At 65.6% G+C, this 19,098-nt stretch carries 18 protein-coding genes and 1 other RNA gene; 15 read left to right on the forward strand and 4 right to left on the reverse strand.

Features of this window, described 5'->3' with window-relative positions; all coding sequences use genetic code 11:
* Positions 1-141: 141 nt before the first annotated feature.
* From petA to NFG58_RS07590, 5 genes are all read left to right on the forward strand, one after another.
* Complete coding sequence (gene petA, locus NFG58_RS07570) at positions 142-741, forward strand: ubiquinol-cytochrome c reductase iron-sulfur subunit (RefSeq protein WP_045993364.1); 600 nt, start codon at positions 142-144, stop codon at positions 739-741.
* A complete protein-coding gene (locus NFG58_RS07575) occupies positions 741-2,000 on the forward strand; it encodes a cytochrome bc complex cytochrome b subunit (RefSeq protein WP_045993365.1) in 1,260 nt (419 codons plus the stop codon). The genes petA and NFG58_RS07575 overlap by 1 nt, the downstream gene beginning before the upstream one ends.
* Positions 2,000-2,770, forward strand: coding sequence for a cytochrome c1 (locus tag NFG58_RS07580; protein WP_045993366.1), 771 nt, complete (start codon positions 2,000-2,002; stop codon positions 2,768-2,770). The genes NFG58_RS07575 and NFG58_RS07580 overlap by 1 nt, the downstream gene beginning before the upstream one ends.
* Before the next feature lie 177 nt (positions 2,771-2,947).
* Positions 2,948-3,574 carry a stringent starvation protein SspA gene (sspA, locus tag NFG58_RS07585; protein WP_045993367.1) on the forward strand — a complete coding sequence of 209 codons (627 nt, stop codon included), beginning with the start codon at positions 2,948-2,950 and terminating at the stop codon, positions 3,572-3,574.
* A gap of 91 nt (positions 3,575-3,665) precedes the next feature.
* A complete protein-coding gene (locus tag NFG58_RS07590; RefSeq protein ID WP_045993368.1) occupies positions 3,666-4,172 on the forward strand; it encodes a ClpXP protease specificity-enhancing factor in 507 nt (168 codons plus the stop codon).
* 205 nt (positions 4,173-4,377) lie between these two features.
* Here NFG58_RS07590 and NFG58_RS07595 read toward each other — a convergent pair whose 3' ends face one another.
* From NFG58_RS07595 to NFG58_RS07610, 4 genes are read right to left on the reverse strand one after another with little or no spacing between them, the layout of a single operon-like run.
* Entirely contained in the window at positions 4,378-4,968 is a 591-nt protein-coding gene (locus NFG58_RS07595) for a BON domain-containing protein (protein ID WP_108132656.1), read from the reverse strand.
* 1 nt (position 4,969) lies between these two features.
* Positions 4,970-5,563, reverse strand: a complete 594-nt coding sequence (locus NFG58_RS07600; RefSeq protein WP_045993370.1) for a phosphoheptose isomerase — start codon at positions 5,561-5,563, stop codon at positions 4,970-4,972.
* Positions 5,564-5,606: 43 nt separating this feature from the next.
* Complete coding sequence (locus NFG58_RS07605) at positions 5,607-5,981, reverse strand: YraN family protein (RefSeq protein WP_108132657.1); 375 nt, start codon at positions 5,979-5,981, stop codon at positions 5,607-5,609.
* Positions 5,968-7,722 (reverse strand): penicillin-binding protein activator, encoded by a 1,755-nt coding sequence (locus NFG58_RS07610; protein ID WP_348827891.1) that lies wholly within the window; start codon positions 7,720-7,722, stop codon positions 5,968-5,970. Before NFG58_RS07610 ends, NFG58_RS07605 begins: the two co-directional genes overlap by 14 nt.
* A 46-nt stretch (positions 7,723-7,768) precedes the next feature.
* Between NFG58_RS07610 and rsmI the strand changes: the two genes are divergently transcribed.
* From rsmI to ftsW, 10 genes are all read left to right on the forward strand, one after another.
* Positions 7,769-8,623 (forward strand): 16S rRNA (cytidine(1402)-2'-O)-methyltransferase, encoded by an 855-nt coding sequence (gene rsmI, locus NFG58_RS07615; RefSeq protein WP_348827892.1) that lies wholly within the window; start codon positions 7,769-7,771, stop codon positions 8,621-8,623.
* Positions 8,624-8,910: 287 nt separating this feature from the next.
* Positions 8,911-9,262, forward strand: an RNA gene (gene rnpB, locus NFG58_RS07620) — RNase P RNA component class A.
* Between the two features lie 142 nt (positions 9,263-9,404).
* On the forward strand, positions 9,405-10,361 hold the full coding sequence (rsmH, locus tag NFG58_RS07625) for a 16S rRNA (cytosine(1402)-N(4))-methyltransferase RsmH (RefSeq protein WP_108132660.1): 957 nt from the start codon (positions 9,405-9,407) through the stop codon (positions 10,359-10,361).
* Between the two features lie 9 nt (positions 10,362-10,370).
* Positions 10,371-10,694, forward strand: coding sequence for a cell division protein FtsL (ftsL, locus tag NFG58_RS07630; protein WP_052704393.1), 324 nt, complete (start codon positions 10,371-10,373; stop codon positions 10,692-10,694).
* On the forward strand, positions 10,691-12,415 hold the full coding sequence (locus NFG58_RS07635; protein WP_108132661.1) for a penicillin-binding transpeptidase domain-containing protein: 1,725 nt from the start codon (positions 10,691-10,693) through the stop codon (positions 12,413-12,415). The genes ftsL and NFG58_RS07635 overlap by 4 nt, the downstream gene beginning before the upstream one ends.
* 23 nt (positions 12,416-12,438) lie before the next feature.
* A complete protein-coding gene (locus NFG58_RS07640; RefSeq protein WP_348827893.1) occupies positions 12,439-13,947 on the forward strand; it encodes a UDP-N-acetylmuramoyl-L-alanyl-D-glutamate--2,6-diaminopimelate ligase in 1,509 nt (502 codons plus the stop codon).
* Positions 13,944-15,329: a UDP-N-acetylmuramoyl-tripeptide--D-alanyl-D-alanine ligase gene (gene murF, locus NFG58_RS07645; RefSeq protein WP_124804358.1), complete on the forward strand. Its 1,386-nt coding sequence runs from the start codon at positions 13,944-13,946 to the stop codon at positions 15,327-15,329. The genes NFG58_RS07640 and murF overlap by 4 nt, the downstream gene beginning before the upstream one ends.
* Positions 15,330-15,338: 9 nt before the next feature.
* A complete protein-coding gene (mraY, locus tag NFG58_RS07650; RefSeq protein ID WP_108132663.1) occupies positions 15,339-16,421 on the forward strand; it encodes a phospho-N-acetylmuramoyl-pentapeptide-transferase in 1,083 nt (360 codons plus the stop codon).
* A gap of 7 nt (positions 16,422-16,428) precedes the next feature.
* Positions 16,429-17,844: a UDP-N-acetylmuramoyl-L-alanine--D-glutamate ligase gene (gene murD / locus NFG58_RS07655; RefSeq protein WP_348827894.1), complete on the forward strand. Its 1,416-nt coding sequence runs from the start codon at positions 16,429-16,431 to the stop codon at positions 17,842-17,844.
* Entirely contained in the window at positions 17,841-19,085 is a 1,245-nt protein-coding gene (ftsW, locus tag NFG58_RS07660) for a putative lipid II flippase FtsW (protein WP_348815802.1), read from the forward strand. The genes murD and ftsW overlap by 4 nt, the downstream gene beginning before the upstream one ends.
* The last annotated feature ends 13 nt before the right edge of the window (positions 19,086-19,098 follow it).

Here is a 19,098-nt window from a genome sequence, read left to right on the forward strand (position 1 = left end):
GCGCAGGGGGTCTGGGTCAGCCGGCTTCTTGTGCCGGTGGGGGGGATTTCCTAACATACAATCCACTTGTATCCGTGGTCACGGACATTCAAGGGGCCGTGAAAACAACAACGGATAAAGTCTGATGGGAGAAACCAGATCATGGCAGACAACGGCGTGAACAAAGGGCGACGCCGTTTCCTCGTAGGGGCGACCTCCGTAGTTGGAGCAGTCGGCGCCGTCGGGGTAGCGGTACCCTTTGTGGCTTCCTGGCAGCCTAGTGCCAGGGCTCGGGCGGCGGGTGCGCCCGTTCAGGCGGATATTTCGAAGCTCGAACCCGGGCAGCGAATGACCGTCGAGTGGCGGGGCCGTCCTGTATGGGTCATCAATCGCACGCCGGAGATGATCGAACGTACCGAGGCGTTGACCGACGAGGTGCTGGCAGACCCGGATTCCGCCAAGCCGATGCAGCCGGACTATGCCGGCGGTTCGCTGCGCTCCATTCGGCCCGAGATCGGTGTGCTGGTCGGCATCTGTACGCATCTGGGCTGTTCACCGCTGTTCAAGCCCGAGCCCAACGCCGAAGGCGTCGGTGTCGATGACTGGCCCGGTGGCTTCTTCTGCCCGTGCCATGGTTCGCGCTTCGACCTGGCGGGCAGGGTGTTTCGCAATGTGCCCGCTCCGGTGAACCTGGAAGTTCCACCCTACTACTTTGTCAACGAGTCGGTCATCGTGGTCGGCGAAGACGGGGAGGGCGCATAATGGCGAATCCCAACAAGGCCAAGGCCGAACGCGGTTTCATGCGCTGGGTCGATGATCGCTTCCCCGCCACCCAGATGTGGCAGGAGCATCTGTCCGAGTACTACGCGCCCAAGAACTTCAACTTCTGGTACTTCTTCGGCTCCCTGGCGCTGCTGGTGCTGGTCAATCAGATCCTCACCGGTGTCTGGCTGACCATGAGCTTCAACCCCAGCGCGGAGGGTGCCTTCGCCTCCGTCGAGTACATCATGCGTGATGTCGAGTACGGCTGGCTGATCCGCTACATGCACTCCACCGGCGCCTCGGCGTTCTTCCTGGTGGTCTACCTGCACATGTTCCGCGGCCTGCTCTATGGCTCCTACAAGGCGCCGCGTGAGCTGGTGTGGATCTTCGGCATGGCGATCTACCTGGCGCTGATGGCCGAAGCCTTCATGGGCTATCTGCTGCCCTGGGGACAGATGTCCTACTGGGGTGCCCAGGTCATCATCTCGCTGTTCTCCGCTATCCCGAGTATCGGTCCCGACCTGGCCCAGTGGGTGCGCGGTGACTATCTGATCTCCGGGATCACGCTGAACCGCTTCTTTGCCCTGCACGTGGTGGCGCTGCCTATCGTGATCCTGGCGCTGGTGGTGTTGCACATCATTGCCTTGCACGAGGTGGGGTCCAACAATCCCGATGGCATCGATATCAAGGCCAAGAAGGACGAGACCGGCAAGCCGCTGGACGGCATTCCCTTCCATCCCTACTACACGGTGAAGGATATCGTCGGAGTGGCGGTGTTCCTGTTCGTGTTCTGTGCGGTGATCTTCTACTTCCCGGAAGGCGGCGGCTACTTCCTCGAGAAGCCCAACTTCGAACCGGCCAACCCGCTGAAGACGCCGGATCATATCGCCCCGGTGTGGTACTTCACGCCCTTCTACGCGATCCTGCGCGCCATCACCTTCTCGCTGTTTGGGCTGGACGCCAAGTTCCTCGGGGTTATCTTCATGGGGGCAGCCATTGCGGTGCTGTTCGTGCTGCCCTGGCTCGACCGCTCTCCGGTGCGCTCCATGCGCTACAAGGGCTGGATCTCCAAGGTGATGCTGGTGCTGTTCGCGATCAGCTTTGTCATCCTTGGGGTGCTCGGGGTGCTGCCGCCGACCGGCGCCAGGACACTGCTGGCCCAGATCTGCACCGTGATCTACTTCGCCTTCTTCGTGTTGATGCCCATCTATACGCGGCTGGAGAAGACCAAACCCGTTCCTGAAAGGGTGACTGGCTAATGAAAAAGCAACTGTTCGCACTGCTCTTCGCGCTGGTCCCGCTTTGCTCCTTCGCCGCGGGCGGCGAGGGGGTGCACCTGCGCAGCATGTCGCCGGATCTGGAGAATCAGGCCTCGTTGCAGAACGGGATGAAGCTCTACGTCAACTACTGCATGGGCTGTCATTCCCTGGAGTACCAGCGTTTCTCCCGCGCGGCCGAGGATCTGGGGATGCCCCAGGATCTGGTCGAGGACAATCTGATCTTCTCGCCGGAACTGGGGTACAACGACCAGATGCACAAGGCGATGAGTGCCGAGGATGCCGAGGTATGGTTCGGCAAGGCGCCGCCGGATCTGACCCTGGAGGCCAGACTGCGCGGCACCGACTGGATCTACAGCTATCTGCTGAGCTTCTATCGTGACAGCGAGCGTGCCACCGGGGTCAACAATGTGGTGTTCCCGGCGGTGGGCATGCCCAACGTGCTTGAGCCGCTGCAGGGGGTGCAGGAGAAGGTCTGTGCAGCCTCCGACCATGCGGTCGGTGACGCCGAACTCGATCCGCTGACCGGCAAGTACCAGTCCTGCGAGACCCTGCAGGTGACGTCGCCGGGCAGCATGGAGCCCAAGGAGTTCGAGCAGGCGGTGTATGATCTGACCAACTTCCTGGCCTACGTGGGCGAGCCGTCCAAGCTGCATGCCCAGGCGCTGGGACCGAAGGTGCTGATCTTCATCCTGCTGTTTGGCATCATCGCCTACTTCCTCAAGCGCGAGTACTGGCGAGACATTCACTGACCGATTGGTCCACCATGGCGGGCGCGGGGTCGATGACCACGCGCCCGTTGCCTTTTCTGGTATCATCGTTGCGCCCGGGCGGACCCGCTGCGGGAGCAAAGATGTGCCCCTGATGCCCCCCCGAGAAGGGGGTTGTCGTGTTATCATCCCGGCTTGAACTGATGCGAGGATTGTTTCATGGGTGTAGTGGCCAAGCGGTCGTCGATGATCTTCTACTCCGGTGGCGAGGACCATTTCAGCCATCGTGTGCGGATCGTGCTGGCTGAGAAGGGCGTGGCCGTGGATATTGTCGAGGTGACCGACGACAAGCATCCCGAGGAGTTGGCGGACCTGAACCCTTACAACAGCGTCCCCACGCTGTTGGATCGTGACCTGGTGCTCTACGAGTCCAAGGTCATGATGGAGTATCTGGACGAGCGTTTCCCGCACCCGCCGTTGCTGCCGGTCTATCCTGTCGCGCGTGCCCAGAGCCGACTGTGGATGCATCGTATCGAGCGCGAGTGGTGCCCGATGGTCGATCGCATCCTGTCCGGCAGCAAGAAGGAAGCCGACAAGGCGCGCAAGGAGCTGCGTGAAAGCCTGATCGGTATCTCGCCGATCTTCGAGGACATGCCCTTCTTCATGAGCGAGGAGTTCACCCTGGTGGACTGCTGCCTTGCGCCGATCCTGTGGCGTCTTCCTGCGCTCAATATCGAGCTGCCCGAGAAGCAGGTACGGCCGCTGATGGGCTACATGGAGCGCGTGTTCGCCCGTGATGGCTTCCGTGCTGCGCTGTCCGAGGCCGAGCGCGAAATTCGTCCCTGATGTTTTGCTTGAACGGAATGCCTGAGCCGTGTGTGTCCGGTCGCCACCGGAGTCGCCCGAGTTCCCATTCGCCAACCAAGAGGGCCATATCATGAAGTCGAGCCGTCCCTACCTGGCCAGGGCGCTGTACGAGTGGCTGCTGGATAATGAATTGACGCCGTATATCGTCGTCGATGCGGAGTACGAGAACGTCGAGGTTCCCAGGCAGTTCGTGCAGAACGGCCAGATCGTGCTGAACCTTGGCCCTACCGCCGTGCGTGATCTGGACATGGGCAACGACGTGATTCGTTTCTCGGCGCGCTTCAGTGGCAAGTCGGAGTTGCTGTTTGTACCGCTGCCTGCACTGATTGCCCTGTACGCCCGCGAGAACGGCGTCGGCATGGTCTTTGGTCACGAGCCTGAGCTTCCCGTCGAAGAGGCCAACGACGTCGATGCGCCGGCCCTGGAGAGCGTCAAGGATTCGTCAGAGGAGGAGTCTCCTGCCGCTTCCGATGAGGATGCAGGCGGTGAGTCCGATGGCGGCGATGGCGTGGATGAAGGTGTCGAGAGGTCCAAGCCGCCTCGCAAGGGGCGTCCGTCACTCAGGGTGATCAAGTAAGGCCATCGGGCGCATCGCGCTCTAAAGGTGGTCGTCGGCGAGCTGTCGTCGGCTTGATCTGCTGGAAAAGCGTGACCTCTTCACAAGCGGGACCTCTTCACAAGCGTGATCTCATAAAAAGCGGCGAGCCCTCAGGCTCGCCGCTTTTTTGTGCATCTTTTGCGCTTGAGGGGCGTGCCTTCTTGCGAGGGCACGCCTGTCGCCATCAGTCGATGTAGTCGAATACCTTGACGATACGCTCCATGCCGCCGGCGTTGGATACCACATTGACCGCACGGTCGGCCTCGGCGTGGGTCACCAGGCCCATCAGGTAGACGGTAGCGTTCTCGGTGACCACGGTGATGCGGCCGGAGTCGACCTGATCGCTGGTGGCGAGGGCGGTACGTGCCTTGGTGTCCAGCCAGGCGTCGTTGAGGCGCTGACTGGTGGGCAGGTTGGCCGCCACGCTGAGTTCATTGTGGACCCGGCGAACGTTGCGCACCTGGCTGACGATCTCTTCGGCGCGCTGCTTGAGCTCTTCGCTGGGGACCTGGCCGGTCAGCAGTACCACGCCGTTGTAGCTGTCGACGTTGATCCTGGCGTCCTTCAGGCGTGCATCGACGCGTCCCAGGTTGTGGGCGGCCTTGGTCTCGATGCTCTCGTCCTCGACGGTCGCGCCCAGGGTGCGCTCGCCGTAATCCTCGTCGATGGTGCCGGGGTTGGTCACCGAGGTTACGGTGGTGCAGCCGGCCAGCAGGGCGGACAGCAGCAGGGCGGTCATCAGGGGGCGTGTCGAACGGGAATCGCGTTGCGTCATGTTATTCACTCGCACCAAAGAGTTGTTCGTCGATAAGGTCACACAGGCAGTGGATCACCAGCAGGTGAACCTCCTGAATACGGGCTGTGGAGGTGGCCGGCACCCGGATCTCGCAATCGTCCTGTCCCAGCAGGGAGGCCATGTTGCCGCCGTCCCGTCCAGTCAGAGCCACCACCGTCATGTCACGGTCATGAGCGGCCTGGATGGCCTGGATGACATTGGCCGAGTTGCCGCTGGTGGAAATCGCCAGCAGCACGTCGCCAGGCTGGCCCAGGGCGCGCACCTGCTTGGAGAACACCTCGTTGTAGCTGTAATCGTTGGCGATGGAGGTCAACGTCGAGGTGTCGGTGGTCAAGGCCAGGGCCGGCAGACTGGGGCGCTCGCGCTCGAAGCGATTGAGCAGTTCGGAGGAGAAGTGCTGGCTGTCGCCGGCGCTGCCGCCGTTGCCACAGGCGAGAATCTTGCCGTCGGTGACCAGGCTCTGGACCATCATCTGGCTCGCGACCTCGATGAACGGTGGAAGCACTTCGCTGGCGTAGGTCTTGGTGTCGATACTGTCGTTGAACTGTCCGAGAATTCGGCTCTGGAAATCCATGCTGCCTTCCTGGTCCATGGGGGCTCGCCGGGAGCCCGCTGTGTCAGTTTGCTTCGAATGCACCGGCGATCCACTGGATGTCGAGGCTCGGTGACGAGCCGGTAACGGCCAGGACATCGAAGCGGCAAGGACATGATAGCCCGTTGCGGTGGAGATAAAAACGCGCCGCCTGGATCAGGCGGCGTTGTTTGGTGATGGTGATTGTTTCTGCAGGATGGCCGTGGCGGATGCTGCGGCGGTGGCGCACTTCGACGAACACCAGGGTCTCGCCGTCGCGCATCACCAGATCGATCTCGCCTCCCTTGGCACGCTGGTTGCGCGAGATCGCTATCAGTCCACGCTGGCACAGCCAGGCCTCGGCGTGACGCTCGATGGCCTGGCCGCGGGCGACGGCGTCTATGGCGTCAGGGCGCCGCATCACCGAGGCCGTCACTGAACACGGGTGCCGGCACGCCGCTGCTGAACTGCGCCCATGGCAGTTCGCGGTAGATGCGGCCATCGCCGGCGGCGCTCAGGGTGCCGGTAGCGCCCTGCATGCGTGAACCCGGCAGGGCCTGGATCTGCGGCATGCGGCGTGCCAGTTCGTAGGCGTCGACGCCCATCGCCATCAGGCGGAAGATGGCTGGCTTGTTCTCGGCCTTGAGCTCTTGATAGGTGTCGTAGAAGGGCAGGGCCTCGGCACCGCCCACGGCGGCGTCGGGAATGTTCCAGGGAATATCGGGGAACTGCACGCCGTCGAGGTCGCGGTCCAGGCGCGACTGAGGGGTGCCTTCGTAGAGGTGTGAGGTGGCGTACACCGGCAGATTGGAGGCCGAATAGTATTCCAGTGTCGGCGGCACCTGGCGGGCGAAGTCCGGCAGGGCCAGCAGGAACAGCATGTCCGGACGCGGGTTGCTGATGGCGCGGCGGGTGCTGTCGGTGGCCGAGGCGCCGGGGTTGTAGCGCACTGCCGTGGCAATATCGCCGCCCAGTTCGCTCCAGGTGTTCCAGAAGGCCTCGCCGACCCGCTGACCCCAGTCGTTGTCGGGTACCAGCATGGAGGCGCTGCGGTGGCCGTCCTGCCAGCCGCGGCGGGCCGCCTGGCGGGCTTCGTCTTCTGCCGACAGGCCGTACTCGTAGAGGTTTTTGGTCTGGTTGGAGGCGGACTGGCCGTAGTTCAGCGCCAGGGTCGGCAGGGGCACCTCGGCGCGGCTTTCGAGACGGGTCACGTCGCTCTTGTCCAGCGGGCCGATGACCACCTGGGCGCCGCTGCTCTGGGCCTGCTGATAGAGTTCATCGAGATTGCCGTTGGAGGCGTCGAAGAAGCTGAGCTGGGCCCCGTTTCCGCCGCCGTTGACCACATTGGCCTGGTGGCTGCGAATTCCCTTTTCGATGGCGTCGGCGACGCCGGAAAGCGGGCCCGACTCGGGCAGCAGCACCGCGATGCTCTGCACGCTCTTGCCACGCAGTTCACGCAACTGGGTGATCTGGGTAGGCAGGCGACGGTTGGCGGGGTGGTCCGGATTGGCCACGCGCCAGTCATCGAGACGAGCGAATAGCCTCTGGATGTCACCGCCGCTCTGGTTGACCAGGCGGGTCAGTTCGAGCCAGCCGGTGACGATGGCATTGCCGGGCTCTTCAAGTGCCTCGAGCTGGCGGCCGTTGAGTGCGCTCAACTGGTCCCAGATGGCGTCGTTGATGTCCTCGCGGCCGGTGGCGCTCTGCACCTGCATCAGCAGGCGAGCCGACTCGAGTGGTTCGCCCAGCTGGCCCAGTGCCAGCCCCTGGCGCAGGCGCAGCAGATTGGCTTCGTCGTTGGGCAGCTGCATCTCGTCGAGCACGCTGGCGGCTCTGACGACCGCCTGGGGATCGCCCTCACTGTCGCCCAGCTCGGACAGCAGCAGTGCCCACTGACGCCGGCTGTCGCCGGAGAGCTGGCTGTCGTCCAGGCTGTTGAGGACTTCCAGTGCCTGGGGGCGGCGTCCGGAGCGTGCTAGGATGTCGGCCGCCCTCAGCCGGGTCTGCGCGGCTTCGGCGCCTTGTTGCTGGGAGGCTTGCGCCAGTAGTTGGTCCGGGTCGTCGTCCATGGCCCGCTGTACGATGCTCGGCGTGAAGCTGCAGCCGGCCAGCGTGATGGCCAGTACAGCGGCGGCCACGGGGCCGCGAGTCAAAGTCCTCATGAATCCTTCCTTGTCCGTGTTCCGGATGGCAGCCCAGGGAGCCAAGATGTCAGAAGCGAAAGCTGGTTCATTGTACGTGGTCGCCACGCCAATTGGGAATCTGGAAGATCTCAGTCCCCGCGCCGCCCAGGTGCTGGGCCAGGTGGCGTTGGTCGCGGCGGAGGATACCCGCCACAGTGGGCGCCTGATGCGTCATCTCGGTCTGTCGCCGGCGATGATTTCCGTGCACGACCATAACGAGGCGTCCCGAGTCGAGACGCTCAGGCAGCGGCTTGCCCAGGGCGACGACGTGGCGCTGATCAGTGATGCCGGTACTCCCTTGATCAGCGATCCCGGCTACGTCGTGGTGCGTGAGCTCAGGGCGGCGGGTTTTCGGGTGGTGCCGATCCCCGGTCCCTGCGCCCTGGTCACTGCGCTGTGTGCCGCCGGGCTGCCTACCGATCATTTCAGTTTTCATGGCTTCCTGCCGGCCAAGGGTGCGGGGCGGCGAGCGCGCATCGAGGCCTGGAGGAATTCGCCCTTCACCCAGGTCTGTTACGAGTCTCCCCATCGTATCCGCGACACCCTGTCCGATCTGGCCGCCGTACTGGGCGAGCGCAGAGTGGTGCTCGGGCGAGAGTTGACCAAGACCTTCGAGACCTTCCTCGACGGCAGCGCCGCCGAGCTGCTGACACTGATGGAGTCTGATCCTGATCAGGCGCGTGGCGAATTCGTGGTGATGGTGGCCGGGGCCTCGGGGCCGGCACCGGACCAGCGAGCGGTGGATGATGAAGCGCTGCTGCGCGCGCTGCTGGCCGAAGGGGTGGGGGTCAAGCAGGCCGCGGCAGTGGCCGCGCGCGTGCTCGGCGGGCCGAAGAAGCAGTGGTACGCCCAGGCGCAGGCGTTGAAGGACGCCGATTGAATCCAGCCCCGGTTCGCTGCCAGGCGGTCGTTAGGACGAGCTATGGATTGTCCCGGCCCCGTCACGGCAAGGCGGGGATTGAGGGCGTCGAGAGGGTGTCGAGAGGGCATCAGGAGCGATCGCCTGAAGAGGCTGGGGGTTGTCCCAGGCCCGTCACGGCAAGGCGGGGATTGAGGGCATCGAGCGGGCATCAGGAGCGATCGCCTGAAGAGGCTGGGGGTTGTCCCAGGTCCGTCACGGCAAGGCGGGGATTGAGGGGGTGGCAGGGCACTGGTATGCTTGCCGCGGGAGTTGGCCAGACAGTCGCCGCCGCTTGATGCGGGGGAGGAAAGTCCGGGCTCCATAGGGCGGAGTGCCAGGTAACCCCTGGGCGGCGTGAGCCGACGGAAAGTGCAGCAGAGAGTAGACCGCCTACGTCTCCCTCGGGAGGCCGGCAAGGGTGAAAGGGTGCGGTAAGAGCGCACCGCGCGCCTGGCAACAGTGCGTGGCACGGTAAACCCCACTCGGAGCAAGACCAAATAGGAACCCGTTGGCGTGGCCCGCGCTGGGTTCGGGTAGGTTGCTTGAGGGCAGTGGTGACACTGCTCCTAGAGGAATGACTGTCCTCGACAGAACCCGGCTTATCGGCCGACTCCCCATTTTTCTTGCGCGCTCGGGCCTGGCTCGAGCGGCGCGATCACTAGTTTGTGCGGCCAGGAGTCCAGTGGCGTGAGGGTTTTCCACCGCTGACGGCGCTGATGGCTGGCCGCGCGTAGGAACACCGCCGTCGAACGAGACCCGCATGCCGTCACCTTCCCCTGAATCCTCCGTGCGCGGCTTCGCTCATGAAAGCGTCCTGCTCGACGGTGCCGTCGACGCCCTGGTGCATGATCCCGCTGGCGTATATCTGGATGGCACCTTCGGACGAGGCGGTCATTCCCGCGCCATCCTTTCCCGCCTTGCACAAGACGGTGGCCTGCTGGCCCTTGATCGCGACCCCCAGGCGATCGCCGAGGCGGCCAGCATCGATGACCCACGCTTTACCATCGAACGTGCCGAGTTTGCGCGGCTGAGAGAGGTCGCCCGCGATCACGGCCTGGATGGCAAGCTGTCCGGTATCCTGCTCGACATTGGCGTGTCCTCCCCTCAGCTTGACGATCCCGATCGCGGTTTCAGCTTTCTGCGCGACGGCCCGCTGGACATGCGCATGGACCCGACCCAGGGCGAGAGCGCGGCCCAGTGGATTGCGCGTGTGGGCGAGGCCGAGATGGCTTCGGTGTTCAAGCGTTATGGCGAGGAGCGCTACGCTCGTCGGCTGGCGCGGGCCATCATCGCTCGGCGCCAGGAACGGCCTTTCACCCGCACGGCCGATCTTGCCGAGGTGGTCAAGGCCGCCCATCCCGCCTGGGAGAAGGGCAAGCATCCTGCCACTCGCGTGTTCCAGGCCATGCGTATCGAGATCAACGGTGAGCTCGATCAGCTCGATCTGGCGCTGGAAGCCGCGCTGGAGGCACTGGCGCCCGGGGGGCATCTGGTGGTGATCAGCTTCCACTCGCTGGAGGATCGACGGGTGAAGAGATTTATCCGCGATCACGTCAAGGGCGATACCCAGGTGCCCCGGGGTATACCGCTGCGCGACGATCAGATCGCGCGACGGCTGGAGTCACTGGGCAAGGCGATGAAGGCCAGCGCCGAAGAGGTCGAGGCCAATCCACGCTCCCGCAGCGCCGTCATGCGCATGGCGCGCAAGCGCTACTGAGGACCTTCCATGGCTCAAGGACGACTGGACATCAACGCCTTTGGCTGGCCGCTGCCGCGCACCATGTCGCCACGCCTTTTGCTGGTGGTGGCGCTGCTGCTGGCATGCCTGGTGTCGGCGCTGGCGGTGATCAGCGTCAGTCACCAGACTCGCCAGCAGTATGCTCGGCTCCAGGAGCTGGAGCGTGAACAGCAGCAGTTGCAGACGGAGTGGGGGCAGTTGCTGCTGGAGGAGAGCGCCTGGTCGACGCCGTCGCGTGTCGAACGCCTGGCGGTGGAGCGTCTGGAGATGCGGCTGCCCGATATCCATGACATCGAGGTGATCACGCCATGACCGCGGAACTTCCCCGGGGCGTGACACCTCGCCGCCCGCCACCGATGGAACCGATGGGGCGGGCGCGCTACGTGGTGATGATGACGCTGATCCTGCTGGGCCTGGGTCTGCTGGCCGGGCGGATCGTCGATCTTCACGTCATCGATCGAAACTTTCTTCAGGTGCAGGGGGACGCCCGTACCCTCAGAACCGATCCGATCCCCGCCCACCGGGGCATGATCACCGATCGTCACGGCGAACCGCTGGCGATCTCGACTCCGGTGGTGACGCTGTGGGCCAACCCCCAGGACCTGCCCGCCGACGACATCCAGCGGTTACGCCTGGCCCAGGCGCTGGGCCAGGACCTCGATGCCCTCAACGAGCGCATCGCGCGTTACAGCGAACGTGAATTCATGTACCTGCGTCGGCGCATGACCCCGGCCCAGGCCGAGGAAGTGCTCAAGCTGCGGGTGCCTGGCGTCCACGCCCGGGAAGAGTACAAGCGCTACTATCCTGCCGGCGAGGTGACCGCCCAGTTGCTGGGGGTCACCAACGTCGACGACCAGGGCCAGGAAGGACTGGAGCTGGCCTATCAATCCTACCTGTCCGGTGAGCCCGGCAAGCGCCGCGTGCTCAAGGACCGCCGTGGACGTCTGGTGCGCGACCTGGAGGTGCTGCAGGAGGCAGAGCCAGGCGGCAACCTGACGCTGTCCATCGATCAGCGACTGCAGTACATGGCCTACCGTGAGCTCAAGGCTGCCGTGGATGAGAACGACGCCGACGGCGGCGTACTGGTGATGATGGACGCGCGCAGCGGCGAGGTGCTGGCGATGGCCAATCAGCCCTCCTACAACCCCAACAACCGCGCCGGCCTGGACCCCCAGGGGCTGCGCAACCGGGCCATGGTCGACGTGTTCGAACCGGGCTCGGTGATGAAGCCGCTGGCCATGTCGGCGCTGCTCGAGACCGGTCGCTTTCCACGTGACACCGTGGTGGATACGTCGCCTGGCTGGATGCGAATCGACCGCTACACCATCCGCGACGTCTCCAACAATGGCGAGCTGACCCTGGCCGGGATCCTGCGCAAGTCCTCGAACATCGGCATGGCCAAGCTGACCCTGCAGCTCGACGACCCGGTGGTGCCAGATCGCTACCGCGCGCTGGGCTTCGGCCAGGCCCCGGGCACCGGCTTCCCCGGAGAGGCCACCGGCAACATGCCGGCGCCGGCGGTGTGGTCGAGCAGTCAGTGGGCCGCGCTGTCCTACGGTTACGGTCTGTCGGTCACCGCCTTGCAGCTGGCCAGTGCCTATACCTCCATCGCCAATCATGGCGAACGCCTGCCGCCGTCGCTGCTGCGCCTCAACCGCGCCGCCCAGGGCGAGCCGGTCATCGAGCCTGACGTCGCCGACCGCGTCCTGGCCATGATGGATGAGGTGGTGGCACCAGGCACCGGCGCCCGACGCGCGCTGGTGCCCGGCTACAGTGTGGCCGGCAAGACCGGCACCGTGCGCAAGAGCGGCAGCGGTGGCTACGAGCAGAACGCCTACCGGTCGTTGTTTGTCGGGATTACCCCGGTCTCCGACCCGCGCATCATCACCGTAGTAATGATCGACCATCCCCGGGGCGACGCCTACTACGGCGGCGCCATCGCTGCCCCGGTGTTCTCGCGGGTGGCGGGCAGTGCCCTGCGCATCCTCGACGTACCGCCGGATCGCCCCGAACAGGAGGGCGACAGCCCATGACGCAGAAGGCGACGGAATCCGCCATGACCCTATCCCTGGCGCGTCTTGAAGACGTGCTGACCCAGTTCTGGAGTGAGCTTGCGCCGAACGCCGCGGTCGCCGGCGAGGTGGCGACCTGGCTCACTACTGACAGCCGCGAGGTGTCGCCCGGCGCGACCTTTGTCGCGATCCCCGGCGTCGCCGCCGATGGCCGCGACTACATCGACAAGGCACTGGATGCCGGCGCCTGCCTGGTGCTGGCGGAAGGTCCGCAAGACGCTCCGCCGCGGGTCGATGGTCGCGTACTGTGGCTGCCCGGGCTGCGCGCCCGACTCGGCGAGCTCGCGCGCACCCTGTATCAGGTGCCCGATGGGCTCGAGCTGATCGGTGTCACCGGCACCAACGGCAAGAGCTCGGTGACCCACTATATTGCCGAGCTGTCCCGCGCCACGGGCAGCGACTGTGGCCTGATCGGTACCCTGGGTCACGGTCGCCCGGGTGCCTTGACCCAGGGCATGCTGACCACCCCCGAGCCACTGGCGCTGCAGCGCCAGTTGGGTGAGCTCGCCGACCAGGGCATCACTCGGATAGCCATGGAAGTTTCCAGTCACGCCCTGGAGCAGGAGCGGGTGGCGGGCTGTCGCTTTACTGCCGCGGTGTTTACCAACCTGAGCCGCGACCACCTCGACTATCACGGCAGCATGATCGCCTACGCCGCCTCCAAGGCGAAGCTGTTCAAGCGCCCGGAGATCACTCTGGCCGTGGTCAATGGCGACGATCCCCTGGCTCGGCTGATGCTGGCGGGCATCGGCGAGGGCACCCGGGTGCTGGCCTGTGGTGAAGACGATGCCGTCTCGCTCAGGGTGCTGGATGTCGAGCCCGACGTCGGTGGGCAGCGTGCGCTGATCGCCACGCCGGAAGGCGAGAAGGTGGTGGTGCTGCCGCTGCTTGGTCGCTTCAATCTCGACAACGTCCTGCTGGCCATGGCCACCCTCTACGGTCTGGGTGTCGGCATCGACGAGCTGGTGACTGCCGCCGCGACCCTGACGCCGGTGCCGGGACGGATGCAGGCGTTGACACGGCCCGGGGCTCCCACCGTGGTGATCGACTACGCCCACACGCCGGATGCGCTGGACAACGCCCTGGCGGCGCTTCGCGCCCACCTGCCCGGACGCGGGGCGCTGTGGTGCCTGGTCGGCTGCGGCGGTGATCGCGATAGCGGCAAGCGCCCGCTGATGGCCCAGGCGGCCGCAGGCCAGGCCGATCGACTGGTGATCACCGACGACAACCCCAGAAGCGAGGACCCGGACGCCATTCGCCAGGCGATGCTCGCGGGGCTGGAGGGCCAGGCCCGCCAGCAGGCATGGAACATCGCCGGTCGCGGTGACGCCATCGCCCGTACCATCGCCGAGGCGAGCGCCGATGACGTGATTCTGATCGCCGGCAAGGGACACGAGGCCTACCAGGAGATTCAGGGCGTGCGCCACGACTTCTCCGACCTGGCCGAGGCCGAAGCCGCCCTGGACCAGTGTCGACAGGGGCGGGACCAATGAGCGCGCCAGGGCTCGCGTCGCTGGGGTCGGTGTGCCGTGCGCTGGGTGTCGATGAAGAGGGCCGCGGCCTTCAGGGGCTTGCCAACTCGCCGATAGCCGCCATCGTCACCGACACCCGTCGGGTGGCGGCGGACACGCTGTTCGTGGCCTTGAAGGGCGAGCGCTTCGATGCCCATGACTTTATTGCCAAGGCCCGCGAAGGCGGTGCCGTGGCGGCGGTGGTCGAGCACCCGGTGGACGACCCCTTGCCCCAGCTGGTGGTGGGCGATACCCGCATGGCGCTGGGGCTGCTGGCCCGTGAGCGGCGCCGGGCCTGGGGCGGTCCGCTGGTGGCGGTGACCGGCAACAGTGGCAAGACCACGGTCAAGCAGATGCTGGCGACATTGCTGGCTCGTCAGGGCGAGACCCTCGCCACCCACGGCAACCTCAACAACGATATCGGCGCGCCCTTGACGCTGCTGGCGCTTGACTCGGATCACCAGAGAGCCGTGGTGGAACTCGGCGCCAATCACCTGGGCGAGATCGCCTGGACGGCAGCGCTGGCCGAACCCCAGGTCGCCATCATCACCAATGTCACCGGGGCCCACGTCGGCGAGTTCGGTGGCATGGGGCGCATCGCCCAGGCCAAGGGTGAGATTCTCGGCGGACTCGGCCCCGAGGGCGTCGCCGTACTCAACCGTGACGACCGCTACTTCTCGCTGTGGCAGAGCCTGGCGTCGCCCAGTGAGGTGATCGATTTCGGACTGACGCCCGAGGCGCGACTCCATGCCGGGGAGCTGGTCTGCGATACGCGCGGGCGCTATGCTTTCACGCTGACTTTCGACGCTCAGGTGCTGGGGCGTGTCGAGCTACCGCTGATGGGTCGTCACAACGTGTCCAATGCCCTGGCGGCTGCAGCAGGGGCGCTGGCCATGGGACTGTCCGCCGCCGACGTGGTGGCGGGGCTTGGCGAGGTGGTGCCGACGCCGGGACGCCTGACCGTGGAGGAGGGGTTACGCGGTGCGCGGCTGCTCGATGATACCTACAATGCCAACCCGGGGGCGATGAAGGCGGCCATCGACGCCCTGCTGGGACTGCCCGGCCCGCACTGGTGCCTGCTCGGCGCCATGGGAGAGCTGGGTGAAGCGTCTGCCGATCTGCACGCAGAGATCGGACGCTACGCGCGGGAACGCGGCATCACATTTCTCGGTACTCTGGGCGAGGCGGCCGAGACCGCCGCCCGAGCCTTCGGCGAAGGCGGGTACCATTTTTCTGATCAGGCGGCGATGGTCCGCCATGTGCGTCAACATCTGCCCGAGGCGGCCAGCGTGCTGGTCAAGGGCTCCCGCGCCGCGGGGATGGAAGGCGTCGTGGCGGCCTTGCGGCCGGATGTTTCAAGGTGAACCTGATACATGTTGCTTTTCCTGGCTGAATTGTTGGCGAACTATCAAAGCGCCTTCAACGTCTTTGGATACCTCACCCTGAGGATGATTCTGGCGACCATCACCGCGCTGGTGCTGTGTCTGTGGTTTGGCCCCCTGATGATCCGCCGTCTGGTGGAGCGTCAGATCGGCCAGGCGGTGCGCGACGACGGTCCCCAGTCCCACCTGTCCAAGGCCGGTACGCCGACCATGGGCGGCGCCATGATTCTGATGGCTATGGCCGTCAGTACCCTGCTGTGGGGCGATCTGACCAACCATTATGTGTGGGTGGTGCTGGTGGTCACGCTGGGCTTCGGCGCCATCGGCTGGGTCGACGACTATCGCAAGGTGGTGGAAAAGAACCCGCGTGGACTGCCGGCCCGCTGGAAGTACTTCTGGCAGTCGGTGATCGGCCTGGGGGCTGCCGTGGTGCTCTACCTGACCGCGGCCTCGCCGGTGGAGACCAGTCTGATCCTGCCGCTGCTCAAGGACTTCGTGCTGCCCCTGGGTGGCTTCTACATCCTGCTGACCTACCTGGTGATCGTCGGCTCCTCCAACGCAGTCAACCTGACCGACGGCCTCGACGGCCTGGCGATCATGCCCACGGTGATGGTCGCCATGGGCCTTGGCGTCTTCGCCTACGCCAGCGGCAACGCGGTATTCTCCGAGTACCTGCAGATTCCGATGATCCCCGGTGCCGGCGAGCTGGCGGTATTCTGCGCCACCATTTCCGGCGCCGGACTCGGCTTTCTGTGGTTCAACACCTATCCTGCCCAGGTGTTCATGGGTGACGTCGGCGCCCTGGCGCTGGGTGCGGCCCTGGGCGTGGTCGCGGTGATCGTGCGCCAGGAAGTGGTGCTGTTCATCATGGGTGGCGTCTTCGTCATGGAGACCATCTCGGTGATCCTGCAGGTCGGCTCCTACAAGCTGACCGGTCGTCGTATCTTCCGCATGGCGCCGCTGCATCACCACTTCGAGCTCAAGGGCTGGCCCGAGCCTCGCGTGATCGTGCGCTTCTGGATCATCACCGTGGTGCTGGTCCTGCTGGGTCTGGCCACCCTCAAGATCCGCTGAGGTGGCCATGGACGCCAGTCAGGATGTGCGACTGCCGCAACGCCATGTCGTGCCCGCCCACCTGAGCGTGGTGGTAGGGCTCGGCCTGTCGGGGATGGCGATCTGTCGCCATCTCAAGCGTGAAGGCCGCGATTTCATGGTGGTGGACACCCGCGAGGCGCCGCCGGGACTCGACGTCTTCCTGGCGGACTTTCCGGGGGTGCCGGTGCGCCTGGGGCCGCTCGATGGATTGGTGCTGGACGACGCGCGGGAGGTGATCCTGAGCCCCGGCATCGACCCCCATCAGGCGTGCTTCGAGACGCCGGCCAGGCGCATCGATCCAGACACCGGCGAGCCCCGTCTGGTGGGTGAGATCGCGCTGTTCCGGCGGGCCTGTCGCGCGCCGCTGGCGGCTATCACCGGTGCCAACGCCAAGTCCACCGTGACCACCCTGGTCGGCGAGATGGCCCGCGAGGCGGGGCGGCGGGTGGCCGTGGGGGGTAACCTCGGTACCCCGGCGCTGGACCTGCTGGTGCAGGAACCCGAGGCGGATCTCTTTGTGCTGGAGCTGTCCAGCTTTCAGCTCGAGACGACCCCGTGTCTGGGGGCCGACAGTGCTGCCTTCCTTAACCTCAGCGAGGACCACCTCGATCGCCACGGCGACATGGCCGGCTATCGCCGCGCCAAGCTCGCGATCTTTCGTGGTGCCAGGCACGCGGTGGTCAACGCCGAGGACCCCCTGACCTGGCCGGACGAGGCGTTGCCTGCACTGTCGCGCTTCGGCGTGACGGCGCCGCAATCCGGCGACGACTGGGGCGTGGTGGAGCACCAGGGCGAGCCCTGGTTCTTCCACGCGGACCAACCGCTGTTGCCGGTGGCTCGCATGCGCCAGAGCGGCCGTCACCACCAGGCCAATGCGCTGGCCGCCCTGGCCATGGGCCAGCGGCTGGGCTTTCCGCTGGAGGCCATGGCCCGGGTGCTCGAACGTTTCAGCGGGCTTGCCCACCGCAGCGAGTGGCTCGCCACCATCGACGACGTCGACTGGATCAACGACTCCAAGGGCACCAATGTGGGCGCGACCCTGGCCGCCATCGCCGGTCTCGGCCCGACCCTGGATGGGCGTCTGGTACTGCTGGCCGGCGGTGTCGGCAAGGGTGCCGATTTCTCGCCGCTGGCCGCCCCGCTGTCGCGCTACGCCCGTGAGGTGGTGCTGTTCGGCCGCGACGCCGAGACGCTGGCCCAGTCCCTGAAGGGAGCGGTCGCCATCACCCGCGTCGACGATCTGGACGCCGCCATGTGTCGCGCACGGGAGGTGGCCAGGCCCGGTGATGCGGTGCTGCTGTCACCGGCCTGCGCCAGTCTCGATCAGTTCGTCAACTATCAGGCCAGGGGAGACGCCTTTCGCGCCTGGGTGCAGGACCTTTCCAGCGGAGCCAAGCCATGAGCCGTCTCGCCCGATCTCGCCAGCGCCTCGGTGCCCTGCGCGAGCGTCTTTCCACCCGCGACCATGCCTTCGATGGCTGGCTGGTGGTGGCTACTCTGTCGCTTCTGCTGATCGGCTGGGTGATGGTGACGTCGGCCTCCACCGAGGTGGCGTCGAGCCTGACCGGCAACGCCTGGTACTTCAGTATTCGCCACGGCATCTTCGTGCTGGGCGGGTTGACCGTGGGGTGTCTGGCGCTGCGCGTCCCCCTGGCCTGGTGGAAGGCCAATGGCCCGCTGCTGCTGCTGGTGGGACTGGTGCTGCTGTTGCTGGTGCTGCTGGTGGGGCGCGAGGTCAACGGCAGCCGCCGCTGGCTGTCGATCCCCGGGGTGCCCTTCAATCTACAGGCCTCGGAGGTCGCCAAGCTCTGCTTGATCGCTTACATGGCGGGCTATCTGGAACGCTTTCTGCCACAGGTCAGGCGTCAGTGGGGGGCCTTTCTGCGCCCGTTGGTAGTGGTCGGAGTGGTGGCCGTGCTGCTGATCCTCGAGCCCGACTACGGCGGTGTGGTGGTCATGACCAGCTGCGTCATGGGCATGTTGCTGATGGCCGGGGCGCCCTGGGGGCGCTTTCTGCTGTTGTTCGTGCTGGTGGGAACCCTGGGTGCCATCCTGGCGGTGGCCGAACCTTACCGCATGGCGAGACTGACAAGTTTCATCGATCCCTGGGCGGACCAGTTCGCCAGCGGTTACCAGCTGACCCAGGCGCTGATCGCCTTCGGTCGCGGCCACTTGATCGGCATGGGCCTTGGCAACAGCGTACAGAAGCTGTTCTACCTGCCGGAGGCCCACACCGACTTCGTCTTTGCGGTGCTCGCCGAAGAGCTCGGCATGGTCGGCGCGATCGCCGTGGTCGGCCTGTTCGCACTGCTGGTGTGGCGGGCCATGGCGGTAGGGCGTCGGGCCGAGCTTGCGAGGCTGCCGTTTGCCGCTTACCTGAGCTATGGCATCGCCCTGGTGATCGGCGCCCAGGCCTTTATCAACATCGCGGTGAGTACCGGCATGTTGCCGACCAAGGGGTTGACCCTGCCGCTGTTGTCCTACGGTGGGTCGAGCCTGGTGGTGAGCTGTATCATGGTGGCGTTGTTGCTGCGGGTGGACATCGAGACGCGCGAGCGCCAGCGTCGGCAGTCGCCGGCGGCGCGGCGTGACCAGGCCCGCGAAGCGCCCAGGAGAACCAAGGCTGCAGGAGTGAAGCCGTGAGTGACACACAGGG

The sequence above is a fragment of the Halomonas sp. RT37 genome, from assembly GCF_040070525.1.
Taxonomy (GTDB): Bacteria; Pseudomonadota; Gammaproteobacteria; order Pseudomonadales; family Halomonadaceae; genus Halomonas; species Halomonas litopenaei.

Coding starts and splice junctions, on each gene's coding strand:
- ftsW (WP_348815802.1), top strand. CDS start 17,841: ATGAGCCGTCTCGCCCGATCTCGCCAGCGCCTCGGTGCCCTGCGCGAG.
- ftsL (WP_052704393.1), top strand. CDS start 10,371: ATGGCTCAAGGACGACTGGACATCAACGCCTTTGGCTGGCCGCTGCCG.
- NFG58_RS07595 (WP_108132656.1), bottom strand. CDS start 4,968: ATGACGCAACGCGATTCCCGTTCGACACGCCCCCTGATGACCGCCCTG.
- NFG58_RS07580 (WP_045993366.1), top strand. CDS start 2,000: ATGAAAAAGCAACTGTTCGCACTGCTCTTCGCGCTGGTCCCGCTTTGC.
- mraY (WP_108132663.1), top strand. CDS start 15,339: ATGTTGCTTTTCCTGGCTGAATTGTTGGCGAACTATCAAAGCGCCTTC.
- sspA (WP_045993367.1), top strand. CDS start 2,948: ATGGGTGTAGTGGCCAAGCGGTCGTCGATGATCTTCTACTCCGGTGGC.
- murF (WP_124804358.1), top strand. CDS start 13,944: ATGAGCGCGCCAGGGCTCGCGTCGCTGGGGTCGGTGTGCCGTGCGCTG.
- petA (WP_045993364.1), top strand. CDS start 142: ATGGCAGACAACGGCGTGAACAAAGGGCGACGCCGTTTCCTCGTAGGG.
- rsmH (WP_108132660.1), top strand. CDS start 9,405: ATGCCGTCACCTTCCCCTGAATCCTCCGTGCGCGGCTTCGCTCATGAA.
- murD (WP_348827894.1), top strand. CDS start 16,429: ATGGACGCCAGTCAGGATGTGCGACTGCCGCAACGCCATGTCGTGCCC.
- NFG58_RS07605 (WP_108132657.1), bottom strand. CDS start 5,981: ATGCGGCGCCCTGACGCCATAGACGCCGTCGCCCGCGGCCAGGCCATC.
- NFG58_RS07635 (WP_108132661.1), top strand. CDS start 10,691: ATGACCGCGGAACTTCCCCGGGGCGTGACACCTCGCCGCCCGCCACCG.
- NFG58_RS07640 (WP_348827893.1), top strand. CDS start 12,439: ATGACCCTATCCCTGGCGCGTCTTGAAGACGTGCTGACCCAGTTCTGG.
- NFG58_RS07600 (WP_045993370.1), bottom strand. CDS start 5,563: ATGGATTTCCAGAGCCGAATTCTCGGACAGTTCAACGACAGTATCGAC.
- NFG58_RS07610 (WP_348827891.1), bottom strand. CDS start 7,722: ATGAGGACTTTGACTCGCGGCCCCGTGGCCGCCGCTGTACTGGCCATC.
- NFG58_RS07575 (WP_045993365.1), top strand. CDS start 741: ATGGCGAATCCCAACAAGGCCAAGGCCGAACGCGGTTTCATGCGCTGG.
- NFG58_RS07590 (WP_045993368.1), top strand. CDS start 3,666: ATGAAGTCGAGCCGTCCCTACCTGGCCAGGGCGCTGTACGAGTGGCTG.
- rsmI (WP_348827892.1), top strand. CDS start 7,769: ATGTCAGAAGCGAAAGCTGGTTCATTGTACGTGGTCGCCACGCCAATT.